Below are 21,298 nucleotides of genomic sequence, written 5' to 3'. Positions count from 1 at the left end.
CTGACAGGGGAGGCGAAAAATTCGCTTCAGGCGTCGATCGCCGTCTCGTCCAGTGTCGCGGCATTGGCCTGAATGAACTGGAATCGATGCTCGGGATGCTTGCCCATCAGCCGGTCGACCAGATCCTTGACGATCTGCCGCTCCTCATACTCCTGCGGCAGCGTGACCTTGAGCAACGACCGCGTCGCCGGGTCCATCGTCGTTTCCTTGAGCTGGTTGGGATTCATCTCGCCCAGCCCCTTGAAGCGTCCGACCTCCACGCGTTTGCCCTTGAACAGGGTCGCTTCGAGTTCGGCACGGTGGGCGTCGTCGCGCGCATAGGCCGACGTTGCTCCCGCGGTGATGCGGTAAAGCGGGGGCTGCGCCAGATAGACATGGCCGGTGCGGACGATGTCGGGCATTTCCTGGAAGAAAAAGGTCATCAGCAGCGTCGCGATATGCGCGCCGTCGACGTCGGCATCAGTCATGATGATGATCTTGTCGTAGCGCAGGCGGTCGGCATCGCAATCCTTGCGCATCCCGCAGCCGAGCGCGAGCGCAAGATCGGCGATTTCCTGATTGGCGCGGATCTTGTCCGCGCTGGCGCTGGCGACATTCAAAATCTTGCCGCGAATGGGCAGGATCGCCTGCGTCTTGCGATCACGCGCCTGTTTGGCACTACCGCCGGCGCTGTCGCCCTCAACGATAAATAATTCCGTGCCTTCCGGGCCGTTGTTCGAACAATCTGTCAGCTTGCCGGGCAGGCGCAGCTTGCGCGCGCTGGTCGCGGTCTTGCGCTTGACCTCGCGTTCCGCCTTGCGCTTGAGCCGCTCGTCCATCCGTTCGAGGATCAGCCCGAGGAGCGCGCGGCCCCGATCCATATTGTCCGAGAGGAAATGGTCGAAATGGTCGCGCACGGCATATTCGGTGAGGCGCGCGGCCTCCGGGCTCGACAGCCGATCCTTGGTCTGGCTCTGGAACTGGGGGTCGCGAATGAAGACCGACAGCATCATCTCGCCGCCGTTGAAGACATCTTCGGCGGTGATCTGTGCCGCCTTTTTCTGCCCGATCAACTCGCCAAAGGCGCGCAGCCCCTTGGTCAGTGCAGCGCGCAGCCCGGCTTCGTGCGTGCCGCCTGCGGGGGTGGGAATGGTGTTGCAATACCAGCTATAGCTGCCATCCGACCACAGCGGCCAGGCGATCGCCCATTCGGCGCGTCCCTGTTCATCGGGGAACTCCTGCCGCCCGACGAAAGGTTCGGCGGTGGCGCATTCGCGTGTGCCGATCTGTTCCTTCAGATGGTCGGCGAGTCCGCCCGGAAACTGGAACACCGCCTCTGCGGGCGTGTCGTCGCCGATCAGTTCGGGCGCGCATTTCCAGCGGATTTCGACCCCCGCGAAAAGATAGGCCTTCGATCGCGCCATGCGATAGAGCCGCTGCGGCTTGAACCGGCCATGTTCGCCGAAGATCGCGGGATCGGGCACGAAGGTCACGCTGGTACCGCGGCGGTTCGGCGTGGGCCCCAGTTCCTCGATCGGGCCCAAGGGCAGGCCTTGCGAAAAAGACTGACGATACAATTGTTTGGAGCGTGCAACTTCGATGATGGTTTCGATCGAAAGCGCGTTGACGACGCTGACCCCAACCCCGTGCAGGCCGCCCGACGTCGCATAGGCCTTGCCCTCGAACTTCCCGCCCGAATGGAGCATGGTCAATATGACTTCCAGCGCCGATTTCCCCGGAAACTTCGGATGCGGATCGACCGGCATACCGCGGCCGTTGTCGACTACGGTCAACCGGTTGCCGACGTCGAGCGTGATCTCGATCCGCGTCGCATGGCCCGCGACGGCTTCGTCCATACTGTTGTCGATAACTTCGGCGGCAAGGTGATGCAGCGCACGCTCGTCGGTGCCGCCAATGTACATGCCGGGACGGCGACGGACGGGTTCGAGCCCTTCCAGCACCTCGATCTGGGAGGCGTTGTAGCTTTCGGTAGCGGGGGCGGAGCTGTCGAACAAATCGTGACTCATGGCCTTGCTATAGGGGGCTGGGAAGGGCGCTGGCAAGCGCGGTTTTCGGGCGATCCAGGGCGCGGCGCGGACCGATTTCCTGCCGCTCGGCTCATCCCGTTTTCAGCACAGGCAGGAACTTCGCCGAAAGCCGGCGGGTTGATCGGGTGACTGCAAAGTCACTCAAAAAGTGGAGAAAATATATGAAACTCGCCTCTCTCCTCGTCGCTTCGGCGGCGACGATGCTGGCTGTCCCGGCCATGGCTCAGGACAGCGGATCCACCGTGCGCGACAGGTCGCAGGATTTCAACGGCCCCTATGTCTCGGTCGGCGGCGGCGCGACGCTGCAGGGCAGCGATCGCGGTGAAACGCTCGTCTTCGATACCGATCGCGACGGCACCTACGGCGATCAGGTCACGACTTCGACCGGCGCCGACGCTTTCTCCCCCGGTTTCTGCAATGGCGCCGCGACAGGCACCGCGAACGTCGGCTGCCGCAACGACAAGGACGGCCCCGAATTCTTCGGTCGGCTCGGGCTCGACAAGCGTATGGGCAATTTCGTCGTCGGCGCATTGATCGAGGGTGGTCACAGCGTCGCCCGCGATAGCGTCACCGGCTTTTCGACCACCCCCGCGAGCTATACGATGAGCCGCGAAGCCGATTGGCAGGCCAGCGCCCGCCTGCGCGCGGGTTATACGCCCGGCGGCGGCGCGCTCTTCTATGTCACTGGCGGTCCGGCCTATGCGCGGCTCGACAACCGCTTTACGACGACCAACACCGCCAACAGCTTTGCCGACAATGGCAAGACCAACGCCTGGGGCTATGCCGCCGGCGGCGGCGCCGAGGTGATGGTCACGAACAACATCGCGGTCGGGCTCGAATATCTCTACACCGACGTGAAGGACGATGATTATGTGGTGAACGTCGGCGCGGGCAGCGCGCCCGCAACCAACCCGTTCCTCCTCAACGGCGGTGGCACCAATATCCAGCGCAGCGATCCGCATTTCCGGACGCACAGCGTTCGCGGAACGTTGAGCTTCCGTTTTTAACAGGCTGGAAATGAAGGAAAGGCGCCGGAGCGATCCGGCGCCTTTTCGTAGGTCAGTCTATCGGTCGAGCGGGGCGTCGAAGATTGCGAAATTACCGTTGGCACTCGCGACGAGCCGGTCGTCCTGATAGAGACGCGCATCGATATTGGCGATGCGTTTGCCCTGATGCAGCACGCTCGCATCGCAGATCAGCCGGCCTTCGCGCACGCCGACATGATAGTTGAACTTGATTTCCAGCGTCGCGCACCATTTGCTGTCGGGCATCTGGCTCGTCAGCGCCCCGCCCATTGCCGTATCGGCGAGCGAATAGGCGACGCCGCCATGCGCAACGCCCTGCGGATTGAAGTGCCGCGCGCGGTCGATGTCGATCGCCATCCGGCATCGACCATCGCCGCGTTCGACCATTTCGAACCCCATGAAGCGCGCGAATTCGAAATCCTGTCCGAACGGCCTCACCGGACGCGCGGCCCCCCGAAGGGCGGCGGCGGCGGCGGGCGGCGCGTCCCGCGCGGCAGTTGTGCCTGATAGGCGCGTCCGCAATGTTCGACGCAATAGGGGAAGCCGGGGTTCACCGCCTCACCGCAGAAATGGAAATCGGGCTCGCCCGGATGGCCCATCGGCCAGCGGCAGATACGATCGTTGAGATCGAGCAGGCTGGTCTTGTCGGCGATCTCGGGGCTCGGCTTTGCGGGCACAAGGCGGCGCGGCGGCGCCGGCGGAATCGGAGCCTGCTGGTCGCCGGGTCCCTGACGAATGAAGCCTCCCGGGCCGATCGAGACGATGCGCGGCGCATCAGGCTTGGATGGCGCGTCGGTTTCCGGGGCCGAGGCATCGGAGGCAACCGGCTTCGGTTCGGCCTTGGGCGGTGCAGCTGCCGGACGCGGAGCCGCCGGTGCGGCAGCACGGGGTGCAGCAGGCGCGGCCGCCGGCTTGGGTGCAGCGGGCGCCGCCGCCTTGGGCGCGGGCGCCTTTACCGGCTTGTCGGTGGCCTTGACCGGCGACGGGCGCGATTTCAGCCCCAGACGGTGCGCCTTGCCGATGACGGCATTGCGGCTGACCCCGCCGAGCTCGTCGGCGATCTGGCTGGCGGTCAGGCCCTTTTCCCACATGTTGCGCAACTGTTCGATGCGCTCATCAGTCCATGACATCTTTATTCCTCATCATTCCACGCCGCGGGCGGATCGCATTCCCGAAAGGACGCGCGCAGTCACAGCCCAGCTTGCGGTAAGATCGGGGAGGCGATAGGCGAGAACGCCATGAACGACCAGCCCCAAATTTCGCGCCCGGAGTCGGGCACAGGCTCAGGCGATTTCCGTGCCGCGCCGCATTTCGCGGAACCCGGTGTCCCGCATATCCGGACGCTCAATGTTCCGGGGATGCAGGCGCTATATGTCAAGGAGGTGCGGCGCTTTTTCAAGGTCCAGCTCCAAACTATCTGGGCTCCGGCGGTCACGACACTCCTTTTCCTCGTCATTTTCACCGTCGCGCTGGGCGGTGCGGGTCGCCGCGTCATCGGCGTTCCCTTTGCCGACTTCATTGCCCCCGGCCTGATCATGATGGCGATGCTGCAGAACAGCTTCGCCAACTCGAGCTTCTCGCTCCTCGTCGGCAAGATTCAGGGCACAATCATCGATTATCTGATGCCGCCACTCGCCGTGGGCGAGCTGATTATCGCGCTTGTCGGCGCCGCGGTGACGCGCGCGATCCTTGTCGGTATCGCGCTCTGGGCCGCCATGCTGTTCTGGCCCGGCGTCCACGTCGCCCCGCAGCATCCATGGGCGGTCGCGCTGTTCGGCGTCCTCGGGGCGATGATGCTGGGCTTCCTCGGGCTGCTGACCTCGGTGTGGGCCGAAAAATTCGATCATGCCGCCGCGGTCACCAACTTCGTCGTCACGCCCCTCGCGCTGCTGTCCGGGACGTTCTACTCGGTCGACAAGCTCGCCCCCTGGTTCCAGTCGGTCGCGCACGGCAACCCCGTCTATTATGCGATCATGGGGTTCCGGTACGGCTTCATCGGCACGGTCGATTCGACGATTGCCAATCCGGTCGCGACCGCAGCGCTGTTCCTTATCGGCGTAAATGCGCTGCTGGGCGTCATCACCTATCGTCTTCTGGCGTCAGGCTGGAAGCTCAAGGCCTGAAGAGTCCGCACCGACCCGCGAGGGCCGGTCAGGTCAGTGGCGGTGGATCGAGCGGACGCGGTAGCGACCGCGATCGAGCCCGTCGAACATCGCCTCGACCTGCGGGTGATCGACCGGCCCTTCGTCGCCGTCGGCCACCAGATTCTGCTGGCTGACATAGGCGATATAGGCGCTGTCCTCGCTTTCGGCGAGTAGGTGGTAATAGGGCTGTTCCTTGGCCGGGCGGATCGCCTCGGGGATCGCCTGATACCATTCCTCACTGTTCGCGAAGACCGGATCGACGTCGAACACGACGCCGCGAAAATCGAACATCCGGTGCCGCACGATATCGCCCGGCGCAAAGCGCGCGCGTTCGATCAGCGGCGCGGATATAGCGGCGGCGGGCGTATCGGGCAGGGAAGTATTCTTGATCGTCATGTCGTTAACTTATGACGATCCGCGGGGGATTCAAGTCCATTCCCCAGTCCCGCGACGGCCCGCGCCACGGGTCGAAACATGGGGAAAAATGGAGGAGAGTGAGGGATTCGAACCCTCGGTACCGTTGCCGGCACTTCGCATTTCGAGTGCGACGCTTTCGACCACTCAGCCAACTCTCCTCGCTGAGGCGGTTGCCCCTAGCGGCGGTCCGCATATGTTGCAACCCCTTCGTCACAAAATTGCGTCCCGCCGCCATTTTTCACCGGTGCATCAGGGCCGGTCGGCCTCCCACCAATAGGGATCGCGCTTGCGATTGCCGGTTTCGGCTTCGTTGAGCGTCATCGGGTCGTAGAGCCGTCCGCCGAGCATCACGCGGTGGATCTGTTCGGTGTTGCGGATATTTTCGGTCGGATCGGCATCGAGAATCAGCAGGTCGGCGAGCTTGCCGGCCTCGAGCGAGCCGACGTCCTTTGCATAGCCGAGCGCCGTGGCCGGCATGATCGTTGCGGCGCGCAATGCATCGATATTGCTCCAACCGCCGCGTACGAAGGACCATATCTCCCAATGCGCGCCGACGCCGGCCTGCTGGCCGTGCGCGCCGATCGACACGTTGCGGCCGACCGCGGCGATCTTGCCCGCCTCGCGCGCCGAATCATCGTCGACATAGTCGCTTTCGGGCGCAATCACGCGGCGCTTGTTGTCCGCCGCCAGAATGGCAGGCGGGATGTGGCGCGCGAGGATCGGCTGTTCCCACACATTGGTATGCGCGCGCCAATAGGGATCGCCAGCAGGGCCGCCGTACGTCACCACCAGCGTCGGGGTATAGTCGGTCTTCGTCTGGCCCCACAGCTGCACCAGATCCTTGTAGAAGGTGTGCAGCGGAATATTATGCTCGACGGTCGTGTTGCCGTCCTGGATGAGCGTCAGGTCCATCGTGTAGAGCGAGCCGCCCTCGGGCACGACCGCCATATTTTCGGCCTGCGCGGCCTTGACCACCATCTGTCGCTGTTCGCGGCGGGGCTGGTTATAGTTTTTGACGCTATGCGCGCCCTGTGCCTTCAGGCGGCGGACATGCGCCAGAGCGTCTTCATAGCCGTCGATTTCGGCATAGATGCCTGCCGCCTTGGCGCCGTAGATGATCTCGCCGGTCGAGAAGATGCGCGGCGCGAGGATCAGGCCGGCACGCTGCATTTCCGACGACACGAAGATTTCGGACGCGCGCGACGACGGGTTGTGACTGGTCGTCGTTCCCATCGCGAGGTTGACCATCTCCGACCAATTCTGCTGCGGCACCAGCTCGTCATCGCCATGCGGGCCGTGGGCATGGGCATCGACAAAGCCCGGAACGATCGTTTTGCTCGTCGCATCGACCGTCACCGCGCCTGCCGGAACGGTCACGGCGCCCGCGGGCCCTACGGAAACGATGCGGTCGCCGTCGATGACGATCGCGCCATTGTCGATGATGCCGCCGTCCTTGGTCGCCATCGTCACGATTTTGGCGCCGGTGATCACCACGACGCCTTTGTGCTTCGCTGCAGCCTGGGTCATCGAAAGCGAAACGCCTTCGGTGGGCGGCGTGAATTTCACCGCGCGGTCGTCGCCGGGAGCGTCAGCGAACATTGCGCCCAGGTCGGCGCTGAACAGCGTTGCACCGCGCGTCCAGTGGAGACGCCGGCCGCCGTCCGACCAATGCATATAGTCGGCGCCGCTGCCGCTGATCCGCGTGACGGGCAGGGCGCCGCTCTTGGTCGAAAGCGATACGTCCTGACCGCCGGGCATCAGCGGGGTGACATAGGCATCATGATTCTCGCGGAAGGCGAGGGTGCGGCCGTCGGGCGAAATTTCATAATCGCTGACCAGGTCGCCGCTGGCATGAACGCGCTTGTCCTGACCGTTGAGGTCAGTGCTGACCAGCTGGTTCTTGCCGTCGCCCGACGCGACCATGAAGATCCGGTCGCTATCGGTGCCGAACTGCGGCTTGGCGCCACTGTCGGTGATCCGGACGGGGGCGCCCCCGGTCGCTGCGACGCTGTAGATGCCGGGGTCGTCGCCCCAGCGCTGTGACGTCAAGCCGCCGCCCGAACGGCGCTCGAATGCGATCAGCTTACCATCCGGGGAATAGCGCGGTGCGGCATAGTGGCCGGGGACGCTCGTCACCTTGCGCGACGCGCCGCCGCCTGCAGCGATGGTATGGATTTCGCCAAGACCGGCGTCGGTCCAGCGCACGAAGACGATCTGCTTGCCGTCGGACGACCAACTCGGCCAGAGTTCGAACGCGGCGCTTTTGTCCGCGGTCAACCGGCGCGCGGTGCCGCCCGTCGCGGGCTTGACCCAAAGCTTGCCGAGCGTCTCGAAAACCACCTGCTTGCCGTCGGGCGAGACTTCGGCCCAGCGCGGCATCTGGGTCTGGAAGCTGTCGGGTGCGACCTTGACCACGGGATGCGTCGCATCGATGATCACGCGGTCATCGTCGATCTGGAAGGGAATGATCCGCGCATCGCCACCTCCGGGGGCCACGCGGCGCAGCTTTCCGCCGGCCCAGAACAGAATTTCTCCGCTATCGGGCGTCCACGCCATATTCGGGTAGACGCCGGTGACCGCCCAGGTTTCCTGCACATCCTGATCGAGCGCGTCATAGACCTTCTTCTCGGCGCCCGAGGTCAGATCCTTGACGTAGAGTTTCGACTGCGCGCCCTCGCGGCGGACGAAGGCGAGCTTCTTTCCGTCGGGCGAGGGGGTGGGGCGCACCGCGCCGCCATCGCCCGATGCGGCGGTGTCGACCTCTCCCGTGTCGAGATTATAGCGTTCGATATGGAACAGGTCGGTGTTGCTGTCCTGCGCATATTCGAAAATCGGCCCCGGCGTGACGTTGCGCGTGTAATAGACATGCTTGCCGTCGGGCGCAAAAATCGGTTCGCCCAGCTCTTTCTGATGCCGCTCGTTCGGGCGCTTGACCAGCGGAACGCCTGCCCCGCCCGACACATGATAGAGCCAGACTTCGCCGGTGCCGAGCGAGCGCCCGGTGGTGAAATGCTTCTTGGCGACGATGAACTCACCGTCGGGACTCCAGCTCGGCTGGTTGAGCAGGCGGAATTCTTCCTTCGACAGCTGGCGCTTGTCGCTGCCGTCACGGTTCATGATCCAGATATTGTCGCCGCCGCCGCGGTCGGAGACGAAGGCGATGCGCTTGCCATCGGGCGAGAACCGCGGCTGATGCTCATAAGCGAGCCCTTCGGCGATACGGGTGGGCGTGCCGCCCGCGATGGGCATGGTGTAGATATCGCCGAGGAGGTCAAAGGCGATCGTCTTGCCATCCGGCGCGACATCGATGTTCATCCAGCTGCCTTCGTCGACCGCGATCGGCACTTTGTGCGTTACCATTCCGGGCGGCGCGTTGACGTCCCATTTTTCGGGCTTTGCGTCGGCCGCAGGCGTGGCTGCTTGTTGAGCGAAAACCGATGTCGAACAGGCCAGAGTCGCGGCCAGGGCGAGTGCAATGCGCGCCATGAAATTATCCCCTGTTGTAATTATGCTGTGAGCATATGGCGCTCCCCGCAAAGCGCAAGCCGCCGCTTTCGACGAAGCCGCTGGCGGCGTCGACGGACGGCTGCTAGCGCGATAGGTAGCAATAAAGGACTGGGAGAGATTTGTGCCGCTGACGGGAATACGCGTGCTCGATTTCGGGCGCTATATTGCGGGCCCCTATTGTGCCGCCTTGCTCGCCGATTATGGCGCCGATGTCATCCGGATCGAGGCGCCCGGCGGCAATGATGACCGTTTTACCGTGCCCGTCGCCGAGGATGGATCGGGCGCGATGTTCATGCAGATGGCGCGCGGCAAGCGGAGCCTGAGCCTGAAGCCCGGAACGCCCGAGGGCCGCGAGATCGTACGCAAATTGGTCGCCGGCGCCGATGTCGTGATCGCCAACCTGCCGCACGATGTGCTGAGCAAGCTTGGACTGGATTATGAAAGCCTGTCGGCGATCAATCCCCGCATCATTCTTGCAACCGCGTCGGCCTTCGGCAGCGAGGGGCCGCTTTCGGGGAGCGTGGGCTTCGACGCGGTGGGTCAGGCAATGTCGGGGACGATTCACCTGAACGGCACGCCCGACCAGCCCTATCGCGCGCAGGTCAATTACGTCGATTTCGGCACTGCGCTCCACTGCGCCTTCGGGGTCATGGTGGCGCTGCGTGAACGCGAGCGGACGGGGCGGGGGCAGTGCGTTTCGGGTTCGCTTCTCGGCACCGCGCTGGCCTTTTCGAACGCGTTGACGATCGATCATGCGATCAACGGGATCGAACGTCAGCCGATGGGAAATCGCAGTTTCAGCTCGGCGCCCACCGATCTGTTTCGCACCCGCGACGGCTGGATTGTTACCCAGATCGTCGGCGGCGCGATCTTCGCGCGCTGGGCGGCGCTGGTCGGGCGCCCCGAACTGGTCGACGATCCGCGATACGCAAGCGACATCGACCGCGGCGATAATGGTGCCGAACTAAGCGCGATCATGCAGAGCTGGTGCATCGAACGCAGCACCGACGCGGCGATTGCCGAGCTTGGCGCCGCGCGCGTTCCTGCCGCGCCGATCCTGAAGCCCGGCGAAGCGCTGGCGCACCCGCAGGTGGCCGCGATGGGCCTGATCGAGCCGCTTGCCTATCCCGGCTCTCCCGCGCCGGCGCCGGTAATTCGCGCGCCGATCGGGTTGTCGGATGCGGCAAAGGTCACAGCGCAGCGCGCACCGCAGGCGGGCGAACATAGCGACGCGATCCTTGCGGAGCTTGGTTATGATGCCGCCAGCATTTCCGCTTTGCGCGCGCAAAGGATTATTTGATCCGCCTTGCGGTGGACGGGGTAACATCGCCTTCCTAAGTTGCGAACCACAACCGAAATCTAGCGCAGGAGTGTCCGATGGCCGACCAGAATGACTATGTGCCGCCGAAAGTGTGGAGCTGGGACAAGGAAAGCGGCGGACGTTTCGCCAACATCAACCGCCCGATCGCTGGCCCAACCCACGACAAGGATTTGCCAGTCGGCAAGCATCCGCTCCAGCTCTATTCGCTGGGTACGCCCAATGGGGTGAAGGTGACCGTCATGCTGGAGGAATTGCTTGCGGCGGGTCATTCGGGCGCCGAATATGATGCGTGGCTGATCAACATCGGCGAGGGCGACCAGTTTTCGAGCGGTTTCGTCGACGCCAATCCGAACAGCAAGATCCCGGCGCTCGTCGATCGCAGCGGCGACACGCCGATCCGGGTGTTCGAATCGGGCGCGATCCTGATCCATCTCGCCGAAAAGTTCGGAGCTTTCCTGCCGACCGATCCCGCGCAGCGCGCCGAAACGCTGTCCTGGCTGATGTGGCAGATGGGAAGCGCGCCCTTTCTCGGCGGCGGCTTCGGCCACTTCTATGCCTATGCGCCCTTCAAGCAGGAATATCCGATCAACCGCTATGCGATGGAAGTGAAGCGCCAGATGGATGTGCTCGACCGCCGTCTGGCCGACAATGAATATATCGCCGGCAGCGATTACAGCATTGCCGATATGGCGATCTGGCCCTGGTACGGCGCGCTTGCCAAGGGGTTGATCTATGACGCCGGCGAGTTCCTGCAGGTGCAGGACTACAAGAATGTCCAGCGCTGGACCGATCAGCTTGCGGCGCGCCCTGCCGTCAAGCGCGGGCGCATGGTCAATCGGGTGATGGGCGACCCCGCGTCCCAGCTGCGCGAACGCCACGATGCGTCGGATTTCAACCTCCGCACTGAGGACAAGCTGCAGGCAGCGAACGGATAATTTTGCGCATTTTGCATGCGGGGCGCGCGGGGGATCGTTAACTTCTGCCCGCGTGCCGTGCATTTCGCCGCCGACCGCTGCGCCCATATTCGGTAAATTGCGCAAAATTCCCACACGCCGCCTTTGAGCGATGCTTGACGCGCAGCGGTCATGTTGGCCGCATGACAGGTCCATACCCCCCCAAAACATCGCCCGCCGCCCGACGGTCATTCGCGAGGTTCTGCGTCTGGCCCGCAACGAGCGGGCGGCGGCGATCGTCGAAATGGCGCTGGTGCTGCCGCTGTTTCTGACGCTGCTCATCGGCATCCTGATCTACGGGCAATATTTCCTCCTCGCACATAATGTGCAGCAAGCTGCGAACGATGGCGCGCGCGCCGCGATTGTCGGCCTCGACGCCGCCGATCGCCGGGCGGTGGCGATCCGCGCGGTTGATCGCAGCATGGCGAGCATCGGCGATTACAGCCCCGCCAACCGCACGATAGCGGTCAGTGAGACAAGCGAGGCGGTGACCGTCGCGTTGACCTACACCGTTCCCGCCGACCATTTCCTCCGCTCCTCCTTCGTTCCGGCGCCCGGCCATGTGATCAGCGCCCGCGCGACCTTCGAACTGCCGGCTGATTGACGATGCGCCGGCGCATCCTCGCAAAGCTGGCGCGCGATACGCGCGGCGGGATCAGCATCGCATCGGCGCTGGCGATGACGATGCTGATCGGCTCGGCGGCGCTGGCGGTCGACTTCGGATCGCTCTATCTCGACCGCCGCAAGCTTCAGGGCATCGCCGATGCCGCCGCGCTGGCGGCGGCGGGACGCCCCGGCAACGAACGGGCGGCGGCCGACCGGATCATCGCCGCCAACTGCAATTGCGCGATCACCATATCGGCCTTCCAAGCCGGAACCTATACCGCCGATCCCGGCATAGCCGCCGAACAGCGCTTCGCCCGCGGCGGCTACACTCCCAACGCAATCCATGTCGTGCTCACCCGCGAGCGTCCGCTGTTCTTCGGGCGCTTTCTGACCGGACGCGACCATAGCGTCATATATGCCAGCGCCACCGCCGCGCGGCAGGGCTATGCCGCGTTCTCGCTCGGCTCGCGCGTCGCCGCGGTGCACGGCGGTCTGCGCAATGCGCTGCTGTCGGCGCTCACGGGGAGTCAGGTCAATCTGAACCTAATGGACTATAAGGCGCTGGCCGATGCCGACATCGATCTGCTCGCTTTTTCCGACGCGCTGCGCACCGAACTCGATGCCGACGTGCTGACCTTTGGCCAGACGCTCGATACCCAGGCGACCTTACCACAAGTGCTGGGCGCGCTCGCCAAGGCAAGCGACGGGCAGGCGGCAAAAGCGATCGGCACGCTCGCCGATGCGGCACTGCCGCGTAGCCTCCTGCCGTCGCGCGCAATCGACCTCGGCCCGCGCGCATCGAGCATCCGGATCGACCCAGCCAATCCGGTGAAGGTCAACGCGCTCAGCATGGTGCGAACGATGCTGTTGCTCGCCAACGCCAATCGCCAGCTCGATCTTGCGACCGGCGTCACCATTCCCGGGGGTTCGGGGATCGATGTGGCGTTGATGATCGGCGAGCCGCCGGCCAACTCGCCGCTGATCGCGGTGACCGAAAAGCAGGACGTCATCGTGCGCACTGCGCAGGTCAGGCTCAAGCTGGCGGCGAGCGTCAACACGCCGCTCGCCGCAATCGATATCCCGGTCTATACCGAATTGGGATCGGCCGAAGCGCGCATTTCGGACATCGACTGCCACCACGGCAGCGACGCGGTAACACTGGGGATCAAGACGGCCCCCGCAACCTTGTCGATCGGCAAGGTCAATGCGATCGATTTTCCCGTCGCAGAAGCCCGTTTTAGTGTCTGTGAATAATGTGCGGTGCGACTATTACATCGCCGCGCCGGAATGCTCTTTTGAAGTTGTGGCCCACTTTCTTAACGAGCTCCCGCAGCCGCAGAACATGGTAGATCGATACGGCTGGACAGATGACGGCAAGCTACAATTGGTTATCGTGATGTATCACCAGCGGAGGCGATAGGCGCGGCCATCTGGCATCGTCCGCAACCGGTCGCTCTCCGCCATTCCGACTCCCGTCCCCGATTTGCTAGAACCAGTTCCCCCGCGTGATCGCGGTGCTGCCCGCGGGAAGCGAGTAAAAGTCGCCATCTTCGCCGACGACGATCGGCCCCGGATAGCGCCGCTTCGCATCACCTAGAAACGCGGCGTCAAGGTAGCGCGACGGATAGGGCGGGACGATGTGGCTGAGGACGAGCATTCGCACCCCGGCGACCTTCGCACTGTCCGCCGCTTGCGCGGGGCTGGCGTGATAATCGAGGATGTCGTCCATGATCTGCCCGGTCTGCGGTCGGCCCGACGCCTTGAGCTGCGCAGCGATCAGTTTGACCATTTCGGGTTGCAGCGCTTCGTGCACCAGAAGATCGACGCCCTTGGCAACCCGTTCTACCATTTTCGATGGCGCCGTATCGCCGCTCAGCACGACGCTGCGCCCCTTGTAATCGAAGCGATAGCCGACCGCGGGTTGCACCGGGCGATGATCGACCGGGAAGGCGGTCACGCGGAGGCCGTCCGCTTCATAAACGACGACCGGTTCGGTGGGCGTCGCGAAGGGGAGGGCCGTCGCACCCGCCGCGGCGGGCGGGGTCACGACCGGCCCGTGGTGCGCTGTGCGATAGCCATTGTCGAGCGCATAGGCCGCGTCGAAGCCGCCGATCACCTGATCGAGTCCCGTCGGGCCGTAGACGGGCAGGGGCGCCTTGTTGCCGCTGCCCGTCCAGCGCAGCAGCATCATCGGACCCATGCCGTCGATATGATCCGAATGATAATGGGTCAGGAACAGCGCCTTGATCTGGCCATTGGGCAGCCCCATCAGCGAGATGTTGCGCGCGCCGCCTTCGCCGGCATCGACAACGAACATCGCCTTGCCGGCAATCACCACCGTACAGGCGCCAGCACGATCGCGGTTGGGGAGCGGCGATCCGGTGCCGCACAGCGCCACATGCAGACCGTCGGGCAGACCGGCGAGATGGTCGCGGCCGACGCCGCGCTCGACGCCGCGCTTGAACACCCACATGCCGATCTGTTGCTGGAACAGCATTGCCGCGCCGCCGCACAGCGCGATCAGCACCGCAAGCGCGACGAGCAGCCGCAAAGATTTCCGCATTTTCCTCTCCCGCCCCTTGGTCCGCTCCTTTCATGCGACGACGCGGGCGTCTGGACAAGGGCCGATGTTCGGCGCAGTCTCCGGACGACTGCGTTTCGTCGCGCAACTTACCTTTACGTAAACGTGAGCGCTTTCTATAAGGGCGCCATAGCCCAAGGGAGAATCAGAAAATGGACATGGAGTTCAGCCCCGAAGATCTCGCTTTCCAGAAGGAAGTGCGCGACTTCATCGCCGAAAATTACCCCGCCGAGCTGCGCGGCAAGCAGGACGAAGGGGATGAACTGACCAAGGAAGACTTCCTTGCGTGGCACAAGATTCTCTACAAAAAGGGCTGGGTCGCGCCGGCCTGGCCGGTCGAATATGGCGGCACCGGCTGGACCCCGACGCAGCGTTTCATCTTTTCGGAAGAAACCGCGCGCGCCGATTGTATCCGCCTGATGCCATTCGGCCTGTCGATGGTCGGCCCGGTCATCTACACCTTCGGAACCCCCGAACAGAAAGCGCGCTTCCTGCCGCGCATCCTGTCGGGCGAGGATTGGTGGTGCCAGGGCTATTCGGAGCCCGGTTCGGGATCGGACCTTGCCTCGCTGCGTACCGTCGCGGTGCGGGACGGCGATGAATATGTCGTCAACGGCCAGAAGACCTGGACGACGATGGCGCAGCATGCCGACTGGGGCTTTTTCCTAGTTCGCACCGACAAGGACGCCAAGCAGCAGGAGGGCATTTCCTTCCTGCTGATCGACATGAAGTCGCCCGGCATCACCGTGCGTCCGATCATCACGCTCGGCGGCGAGCATGAGGTCAACGAAGTCTTCCTCGAAGACGTGCGCGTGCCGGTCGAGCAGCGCGTCTATGAGGAGAACAAAGGCTGGACCTGCGCCAAATTCCTCCTCGCGCACGAACGCACGGGCATCGCCGGTGTCGCCTCGTCGAAGCGCGGCGTCGAACGCGTCAAGGCGATCGCGCGCACCGAACTCGACGGCGACAAGGCGCTGCTTCAGAACCCCTTCTTCAAGCGCAAGGTCGCGGAACTGGAGATCGACCTGACCGCGCTTGAATTCACCGAACTGCGCAGTCTGGCCGGCGCCAATGCCGGCAAGGGACCGGGACCGGAATCGAGCCTGCTCAAGATCAAGGGGTCCGAAATCCAGCAGCGGCTCACCGAACTGACGCTGGAAGCGGTCGGCCATTACGGGGCGCCCTATTTCCGCGGCTTCGGGGAAGGCGATAACGAGCACCCGATCGGTCCCGACTATGCACACCGCGCCGCGCCGACCTATTTCAACATGCGCAAGACCACGATCTATGGCGGGTCGAACGAGATCCAGCGCAACATCATCGCGAAGATGGTTCTGGGACTCTGATCACATAATCAACGTCATCCCGGTGGAGGCCGGGATCTCGACCTGTTGCCATGATGCGGCGGTGAGATTCCGGCTTTCGCCGGGATGACGATGAAATCGAGGATAACGACAATGGATTTCACCTATACCGAAACGCAGGACATGATCCGCGACACGCTGTCGCGCTTCCTCTCGGACACCTATGATTTCGAGACGCGTCAGAAGTTCATCAATTCGGACAGCGGGCGCGATCCGGCGATCTGGACGGCGCTGGCGCAGGAACTCGGAATGCTTGGCGCTGCCTTTTCGGAAGAACAGGGCGGCCTTGGCGGCGGGGCGCTGGAAAATGCGATCGTCATGGAGGAACTGGGCAAGGTCATCGGGATCGAGCCCTATCTGCCGACCGTCGTGATCGCGGGCGGCGCGTTGAAGGCCGTTGGCGGCGCGCAGGCCGATGCGATGATCCCCGAAATCATCGGCGGCAACGCCATCGTTGCCTTTGCATACGCCGAACCGCAGGGGCGCTATGATCTCGCCAATCTACGCACGACTGCGAAGAAGGATGGAGCGGGCTATGTCCTGAACGGTCACAAGGGCGTCGTCTATGCCGCACCTTGGGCGACCCATCTGCTCGTCACGGCGCGGACCGGCGGCGGCCAGCGCGACCAGGATGGCGTGTCGCTGTTCCTGATCGACGCCAATCTTCCCGGCATCGTGCGCCGCGATTATCCCACCGTCGATGGCAACCGCGCATCGGAAATCTATTTCGAAAATGTCGCGGTCCCGGGCGATGCGCTGCTCGGCGGCGAAGGCGCCGCGCTGCCGCTGATCGAACAGATCGTCGATGAAGCGACCGTCGCGGTCTGTGCCGAGGCGACCGGCGTGATGCAGAAGCTGCACGAAGGCACGCTGGAATATACCCAGCAACGCAAGCAGTTCGGCGTTCCGATCGCCAAGTTCCAGGTGCTGCAGCACCGCATGGTAGACATGTTCATGGAAGTCGAACAGGCGCGGTCGATGACGATCATGGGCACGCTGAAGCTCGACCTCGCGGCCGATGCGCGCAAGGCGGCTGTTTCTGCGTGCAAGTCGAAGGTGAGCCGCGGCGCGAAATTCGTCGGCCAGAATGCGATCCAGACGCACGGCGGCATCGGCATCACGCAGGAACTGGCGATCGGCCATTATTTCAAGCGTGCGACGATGATCGAGGGGCAGTTCGGCAGCGCTGACTATCACCTCGACAGGTTCGAGCAACTGACCCTCGCCGAATGAGGGTGTGCCGTCGGCATCGCGCTCAATAAGCGATGTCGACGGCGACCCGCAGCGTCCGCGGCCGCAGCGGCGTCAGATAGCCGGGGCTCCCCTCGACGAAGGGCGTTCCGAGCGCGAACCGATTCCCTTTTAAATCGAGCAGATTGGTCAGCGTCACCGACAGGCCGCGCCGCCCGTTGCCGAGCCGCATCGCAAGGCCGGTATCGACATAATCGCCCTGGCCCTCGCCAAGCACCGGCCCGATCCCGAGCCGCGACGGTCCGATATAGTTGGCCCAGCCGTTGATCCGGATTTCCTCGTCGTCGCCGACGGGCGCCGCATAGGTGATCGCTCCGCGCACCGCATGGCTTGCGACATTGGGGATCCGCCCCAGCCGGCCCGGCGCAAAATCGGCAACCAGCGCGATTTGGGGAGCCAGATCATCGACGCGGCTATGGTTATAGACCGCGCCCAGATCGAAGGAGAGAGTGGGCGTCACGCGGACGGCGAGCGAACCCGAGATGCTGGTGATACGCCCATCGCCGATGTTGGCGGTCGTCGGAAAGCCGTTGCCGTCGATGAAGTCGGCCTGAATGTTGAACCAGCGCGTGTGCGATACCGAAATATTGGCATCGAACGGGGTGCGGCCGCGCTCGCCGAGCCTTATGCCGCCTTCCCACGTATGAACCCGGTCGTTGCGATAACGGCGGACGAAATTGCCGTCGACGGCAAGGCCGCCGGGCCGAAACCCCTCCTGATACCGCGCATAAAGCGTCAGGTTCGATAGCGGCCGCGCGAGAATGGCGAAGGAAGGAAGAAGGTCGCTTTCGTTGCGATGCGCGGTGATCGCCTTGCCCGACGCTGCGAGCGCCAGAGCGAGGGCGACGTCTTCGCCGCTTCCGCCCAAGCGTGCGTGCGAGTAACGCAGCCCCGCCGTAGCAATCACATCGGGCAAAAGTTCGGCCGTCAGCTCGCCATAGCCGGTATATTCGGTAACGCGGTTGGTGACGCCGGTCAGTGCCGACCGCATCTGGATGCCGCCGAATTCGCGGCGCTGCTGCGTTTCATTGTCGACGATGCTCGCGCCGACCACCCAACCCCAACCATCGCTATAGGGGCGCGACAATCGCGTCTCGCTCGCCCACATGCGCGTATCGTTGAACTGGTCCAGAACGCGCGGGTCGCCGCCCGCGGGGGTGGCGTCGAAGCGCTCGTAAAGCCGGTGATCGATATAGGCGTTCGAGGATTGCAGGCGCAGATTGTCCCAGTCGCGCGTAACGACGAGCGTGCCCATCCCGTAACGGCCGCGCGCATTCTGCTCGACGAGCGAATTGCGCGTCAGCGGCGGTGCATCCTTGTCGGCATACTGGGCATCGTCGGCGGTCGTCGATTGATAGACGCCGCCGATATCGACGGTCCAGTCGGCCGCCGGGACAAGGCGCAATGTCCCGCGGCCGCCGCGCACCGTGACGCGATTGACGTCATTCTGGCCGAGCAGCGAATTGTCGATATAGCCGCCATCGGTGATCATATAGCCGACAAGGCGCAGTGCGCTGCCGCTGTCGCCGATCGGGACATTGGCGATGGCGCCGATGTCGCCGCCCGGTTCGCCATGCTGGGTTGCGGTCAGACCGGCGATCGCCTGTACGCTCGCCTCTCGCGCGTCGGGTGCGCGCGGCACGACGCGGATGATGCCGCCAAGCGATCCCGCGCCGTAGAGGGTGCCTTGCGGCCCTTCGAGCACCTCGACGCTGTCGATGTCATAGAGGCGCAGGTCGGGGTCGGGGGCGTTGTAGCTCAGCCGAATGTCGCCGAAATATTGCCCGACGGTTGCCTGTGTCGGCCCCGTGAAGCTGGAATCGGCGATTCCGCGGATGAACAGCTTGTTGCGGCCCGAGCCCAAATGGGTCGACGACACGGTGGCCATTCGCGACAGGATGGATTCCGTACCGCGCTCGCCGCCGAATGCCAGATCGTCGCCATCCATCCGGGTGACGACGCCCGCAAAACTGGAATAGGGCAGGTCGGCCTTTGTCGCGGTCACGATGAATTCATACGGCGGCGCTTCGGGCGGCGGCGCTGCCGCAGGCACCGCAGGCGGGGGCGGGCGACGTACGGAGCGCGGGGCGACCTGCTTCTCGATTCGCCAGCTTGTGGCGCTGACCCGCACTGCGCGCACGCCGGTGCCGTCGAGCATCTGCCGGATCGCTTCGTCGACCGACATCCGCCCGCGCACCGGGCGCATCCGCGTCCGCCACAGCGCCGGGTCGCTGACGCTGATGCTGACACCGCCCTGACGGCTGAGCAACGGAAGCGAGGTCGAAAGACTGGCGCGCGGCACGTCGAACGCGCGTTCTTCAGCCGCCATCGCCTGCGCGGGCAGGATGATAGTCGCGAGTCCCAGCGCAAGAGACAGGCGCGCGTGCATCGTCAGCGGCTGACCACCCAGCCATCGCCGCGCCGCTCGGCTTTGGCGCCCGACAGCGCCGCAAGGTCGGCCACGGTGCGATCGCTCGCCTTGTCGACGACGAGGGTACCGCGGAACGACAAGCGCGACGCCGAGGGATCGATCTGCACGGATATCCCAGCCGTCCGCTTCAGATCGTCGGCGACGGTCTGAAGCGCCGCGCCGTCATAGACCAGCAGGCCGCTCCGCCATCCACCGACCGTGGCCGTACCGACGCGCCGTATGCGTGGCGGCTGCGTATCGCCGTCGCGCGCGTCGATCGCTTGCCCAGCCACCAGGCGCAGCTTGCTGCGATCGGGGGAATAGAGCACGACGCCCTCCGAAACCGCGACCGCGGTCCGATTGCCGGCGCGCACCACATTGAAGGCCGTCCCGAGATCGATGATCTGCGTTCCGCCCGTTTCGACGACGAAAGGGCTGTCGGTGCGGTGCACGACATGGAACATCGCTTCGCCGCTTTCCAGCCGGGCAAAGCGCGGATGGTCCTTGTCGAGCCGCAGGGTCGAGCCGCCGTTGATCTCGATCCGCGAGCCGTCGGCAAGGGTGATCGTGCGATGCTCACCCGCGGCGGTCTGGATCACGTTCCGGCCGCCCGACAGGTCGAGCGAGGGGAGGGCGACGACCCCGACGATCGCCGCGGCGACCGCTCCGCCAAGCCACCAGCGACGCGGCATGCCCCGATCGAGTTCAGCCGGATCATTCGCCGGGGATACCGACGGCGCAGCGGGGGGCAACGCATCGAGATCGAGGTCGAGGCTCGCCAACGCGTCGTAGATTTCGGCATGTCCTGGGTCCTCGGCAAGCCAGTCGGCAAAGCCGTCCCAATCGGCAAAGTCGGGCGCACGTTGGCGGACGATCCAGTCGATCGCCTGGGCTTCGCTCGCGGTCACATGGTCAGCCGGCATCGAATTGCCTCCTGACGGCAGCGAGCGCGGCGTAGACCTTGCGGAGATCGGCCTCCACCGTACTTATGCTGATGCCCATTTCGGCGGCGATATCGCGTTGCAATACCCCGTCGAAGCGGAATCGACGAAAGACCTGTGCCGGGCGATCGCCGGTCCCAGCGATGGCGCGCTCGGTCATTGCCAATTGCTCGCGCGAGATAAGCACCGCCTCGGCGCCGGGTTTCTGCGCCGCGCTCGCTTCGCCCCACGCCTTGTCACGCAACTGGCTCTGACGCACCGAACGATAGCGGTCAAGCATCAGATTATTGGCCGCGCGCATGACATAAGAGAGCGGGTCGGCTACAGGGCCGCTGTGGCGTTCGGTCAGGCGCATCCACAAATCCTGAAACAGATCTTCGGCAGCATCGCCCGCGCCGCGAACCGTCAGAAACCGGATGATCCGGTCGCGGTTGGCGAGCAGGACGCCCTCGATGCCGTGGGCCGCGTCGGATCGGTCATTTGCCTCGGTCATTCTGAACTTGTTTCGGAACGCCATTCCTTTTCGATCCCGGCCCGCCCGACCGGCACCATACGCCCCCCCGCTGATGCCGCCATATAGCGGCAGCGAGGAGGCTTGCAACCGCGGTCGAGCGCGGCCACGCACCGGTACCAGTGCGAACGCGCGCATCGGCATGGTTCCGGGGGTTGTCATTCTGTCGGCCTTTGCAAGGGGGAGGCGGGGGTAGGGAGTGCCTCCCCCTTGCGGCTGCGACCGGCCCCGATGGGGGGC

General features: G+C 64.4%; 17 protein-coding genes and 1 tRNA gene. 8 read left to right on the top strand and 10 right to left on the bottom strand.

The features are described from left to right. Positions 1-26: 26 nt before the first annotated feature. Complete coding sequence (gene parE, locus MU856_RS06740) at positions 27-2,006, bottom strand: DNA topoisomerase IV subunit B (protein ID WP_263588643.1); 1,980 nt, start codon at positions 2,004-2,006, stop codon at positions 27-29. Between the two features lie 182 nt (positions 2,007-2,188). Between parE and MU856_RS06735 the strand changes: the two genes are divergently transcribed. Further along, positions 2,189-3,034, top strand: coding sequence for an outer membrane protein (locus tag MU856_RS06735; protein ID WP_062902465.1), 846 nt, complete (start codon positions 2,189-2,191; stop codon positions 3,032-3,034). Between the two features lie 57 nt (positions 3,035-3,091). Here MU856_RS06735 and MU856_RS06730 read toward each other — a convergent pair whose 3' ends face one another. Together MU856_RS06730 and MU856_RS06725 are read right to left on the bottom strand one after the other, a co-directional pair. Beyond that, entirely contained in the window at positions 3,092-3,490 is a 399-nt protein-coding gene (locus tag MU856_RS06730; RefSeq protein WP_062902464.1) for a PaaI family thioesterase, read from the bottom strand. Continuing rightward, positions 3,487-4,182 carry a GcrA family cell cycle regulator gene (locus MU856_RS06725; RefSeq protein WP_062902463.1) on the bottom strand — a complete coding sequence of 232 codons (696 nt, stop codon included), beginning with the start codon at positions 4,180-4,182 and terminating at the stop codon, positions 3,487-3,489. The genes MU856_RS06730 and MU856_RS06725 overlap by 4 nt, the downstream gene beginning before the upstream one ends. 108 nt (positions 4,183-4,290) lie before the next feature. On the opposite strand from MU856_RS06725, the gene MU856_RS06720 reads away from it, so the two are divergent. Continuing rightward, complete coding sequence (locus tag MU856_RS06720; RefSeq protein ID WP_412072820.1) at positions 4,291-5,175, top strand: ABC transporter permease; 885 nt, start codon at positions 4,291-4,293, stop codon at positions 5,173-5,175. A gap of 33 nt (positions 5,176-5,208) precedes the next feature. On the opposite strand, the gene hspQ is transcribed toward MU856_RS06720, so the two are convergent. From hspQ to MU856_RS06705, 3 genes are all read right to left on the bottom strand, one after another. Then, positions 5,209-5,592, bottom strand: coding sequence for a heat shock protein HspQ (gene hspQ / locus MU856_RS06715; RefSeq protein WP_062902462.1), 384 nt, complete (start codon positions 5,590-5,592; stop codon positions 5,209-5,211). 89 nt (positions 5,593-5,681) lie between these two features. Then, positions 5,682-5,771, bottom strand: a tRNA-Ser gene (locus MU856_RS06710). Positions 5,772-5,862: 91 nt separating this feature from the next. Next, positions 5,863-9,099, bottom strand: coding sequence for an amidohydrolase family protein (locus MU856_RS06705; protein WP_263588642.1), 3,237 nt, complete (start codon positions 9,097-9,099; stop codon positions 5,863-5,865). 142 nt (positions 9,100-9,241) lie between these two features. Here MU856_RS06705 and MU856_RS06700 point away from each other — a divergent pair, with 142 nt between their 5' ends. The 4 genes from MU856_RS06700 to MU856_RS06685 all read left to right on the top strand — a co-directional run bounded on the left by MU856_RS06700 (position 9,242) and on the right by MU856_RS06685 (position 13,254). Beyond that, a complete protein-coding gene (locus MU856_RS06700) occupies positions 9,242-10,420 on the top strand; it encodes a CaiB/BaiF CoA transferase family protein (RefSeq protein ID WP_263588641.1) in 1,179 nt (392 codons plus the stop codon). Positions 10,421-10,497: 77 nt separating this feature from the next. Then, positions 10,498-11,376, top strand: a complete 879-nt coding sequence (yghU, locus tag MU856_RS06695; protein ID WP_263588640.1) for a glutathione-dependent disulfide-bond oxidoreductase — start codon at positions 10,498-10,500, stop codon at positions 11,374-11,376. A 262-nt stretch (positions 11,377-11,638) separates the two neighbouring features. Next, entirely contained in the window at positions 11,639-11,998 is a 360-nt protein-coding gene (locus MU856_RS06690) for a TadE/TadG family type IV pilus assembly protein (protein WP_082819954.1), read from the top strand. 2 nt (positions 11,999-12,000) lie between these two features. Then, positions 12,001-13,254: a TadG family pilus assembly protein gene (locus MU856_RS06685; RefSeq protein ID WP_263588639.1), complete on the top strand. Its 1,254-nt coding sequence runs from the start codon at positions 12,001-12,003 to the stop codon at positions 13,252-13,254. A 232-nt stretch (positions 13,255-13,486) separates the two neighbouring features. Here MU856_RS06685 and MU856_RS06680 read toward each other — a convergent pair whose 3' ends face one another. Beyond that, positions 13,487-14,563 (bottom strand): MBL fold metallo-hydrolase, encoded by a 1,077-nt coding sequence (locus MU856_RS06680; RefSeq protein WP_263588638.1) that lies wholly within the window; start codon positions 14,561-14,563, stop codon positions 13,487-13,489. A gap of 170 nt (positions 14,564-14,733) precedes the next feature. Here MU856_RS06680 and MU856_RS06675 point away from each other — a divergent pair, with 170 nt between their 5' ends. Together MU856_RS06675 and MU856_RS06670 are read left to right on the top strand one after the other, a co-directional pair. Then, positions 14,734-15,927: an acyl-CoA dehydrogenase family protein gene (locus MU856_RS06675; RefSeq protein ID WP_003051642.1), complete on the top strand. Its 1,194-nt coding sequence runs from the start codon at positions 14,734-14,736 to the stop codon at positions 15,925-15,927. A 111-nt stretch (positions 15,928-16,038) separates the two neighbouring features. After that, the gene (locus MU856_RS06670; RefSeq protein ID WP_058811631.1) at positions 16,039-17,178 is read left to right on the top strand and encodes an acyl-CoA dehydrogenase family protein; all 1,140 of its coding nucleotides are present in this window, start codon (positions 16,039-16,041) and stop codon (positions 17,176-17,178) included. A gap of 22 nt (positions 17,179-17,200) precedes the next feature. Here MU856_RS06670 and MU856_RS06665 read toward each other — a convergent pair whose 3' ends face one another. Genes MU856_RS06665 through MU856_RS06655 form a run of 3 tightly spaced genes read right to left on the bottom strand, consistent with a single transcriptional unit; the run spans position 17,201 to position 21,202 of the window. Further along, positions 17,201-19,585 (bottom strand): TonB-dependent receptor domain-containing protein, encoded by a 2,385-nt coding sequence (locus MU856_RS06665; protein WP_062902453.1) that lies wholly within the window; start codon positions 19,583-19,585, stop codon positions 17,201-17,203. A 2-nt stretch (positions 19,586-19,587) separates the two neighbouring features. Further along, on the bottom strand, positions 19,588-20,529 hold the full coding sequence (locus MU856_RS06660) for a FecR family protein (RefSeq protein ID WP_062902452.1): 942 nt from the start codon (positions 20,527-20,529) through the stop codon (positions 19,588-19,590). Further along, entirely contained in the window at positions 20,519-21,202 is a 684-nt protein-coding gene (locus MU856_RS06655) for a sigma-70 family RNA polymerase sigma factor (protein WP_318153201.1), read from the bottom strand. The genes MU856_RS06660 and MU856_RS06655 overlap by 11 nt, the downstream gene beginning before the upstream one ends. Between the last annotated feature and the right edge of the window lie 96 nt (positions 21,203-21,298).

Origin of the sequence: Sphingopyxis sp. GC21, assembly GCF_025727575.1 — a bacterium.
In the GTDB taxonomy this organism is placed as follows: Bacteria; Pseudomonadota; Alphaproteobacteria; order Sphingomonadales; family Sphingomonadaceae; genus Sphingopyxis; species Sphingopyxis terrae_A.
The sequence above is the reverse complement of the archived record's forward strand: the minus strand, read 5'-3'. Positions and strand labels throughout refer to the sequence as shown.

Bases quoted from the DNA above. Each gene is read 5' to 3' on its own strand.
- parE (WP_263588643.1), bottom strand. From the start codon at position 2,006: ATGAGTCACGATTTGTTCGACAGCTCCGCCCCCGCTACCGAAAGCTAC.
- MU856_RS06735 (WP_062902465.1), top strand. From the start codon at position 2,189: ATGAAACTCGCCTCTCTCCTCGTCGCTTCGGCGGCGACGATGCTGGCT.
- MU856_RS06725 (WP_062902463.1), bottom strand. From the start codon at position 4,182: ATGTCATGGACTGATGAGCGCATCGAACAGTTGCGCAACATGTGGGAA.
- MU856_RS06720 (WP_412072820.1), top strand. From the start codon at position 4,291: ATGAACGACCAGCCCCAAATTTCGCGCCCGGAGTCGGGCACAGGCTCA.
- hspQ (WP_062902462.1), bottom strand. From the start codon at position 5,592: ATGACGATCAAGAATACTTCCCTGCCCGATACGCCCGCCGCCGCTATA.
- MU856_RS06705 (WP_263588642.1), bottom strand. From the start codon at position 9,099: ATGGCGCGCATTGCACTCGCCCTGGCCGCGACTCTGGCCTGTTCGACA.
- yghU (WP_263588640.1), top strand. From the start codon at position 10,498: ATGGCCGACCAGAATGACTATGTGCCGCCGAAAGTGTGGAGCTGGGAC.
- MU856_RS06690 (WP_082819954.1), top strand. From the start codon at position 11,639: ATGGCGCTGGTGCTGCCGCTGTTTCTGACGCTGCTCATCGGCATCCTG.
- MU856_RS06685 (WP_263588639.1), top strand. From the start codon at position 12,001: ATGCGCCGGCGCATCCTCGCAAAGCTGGCGCGCGATACGCGCGGCGGG.
- MU856_RS06680 (WP_263588638.1), bottom strand. From the start codon at position 14,563: ATGCGGAAATCTTTGCGGCTGCTCGTCGCGCTTGCGGTGCTGATCGCG.
- MU856_RS06675 (WP_003051642.1), top strand. From the start codon at position 14,734: ATGGACATGGAGTTCAGCCCCGAAGATCTCGCTTTCCAGAAGGAAGTG.
- MU856_RS06670 (WP_058811631.1), top strand. From the start codon at position 16,039: ATGGATTTCACCTATACCGAAACGCAGGACATGATCCGCGACACGCTG.
- MU856_RS06665 (WP_062902453.1), bottom strand. From the start codon at position 19,585: ATGCACGCGCGCCTGTCTCTTGCGCTGGGACTCGCGACTATCATCCTG.
- MU856_RS06660 (WP_062902452.1), bottom strand. From the start codon at position 20,529: ATGCCGGCTGACCATGTGACCGCGAGCGAAGCCCAGGCGATCGACTGG.
- MU856_RS06655 (WP_318153201.1), bottom strand. From the start codon at position 21,202: ATGCCGATGCGCGCGTTCGCACTGGTACCGGTGCGTGGCCGCGCTCGA.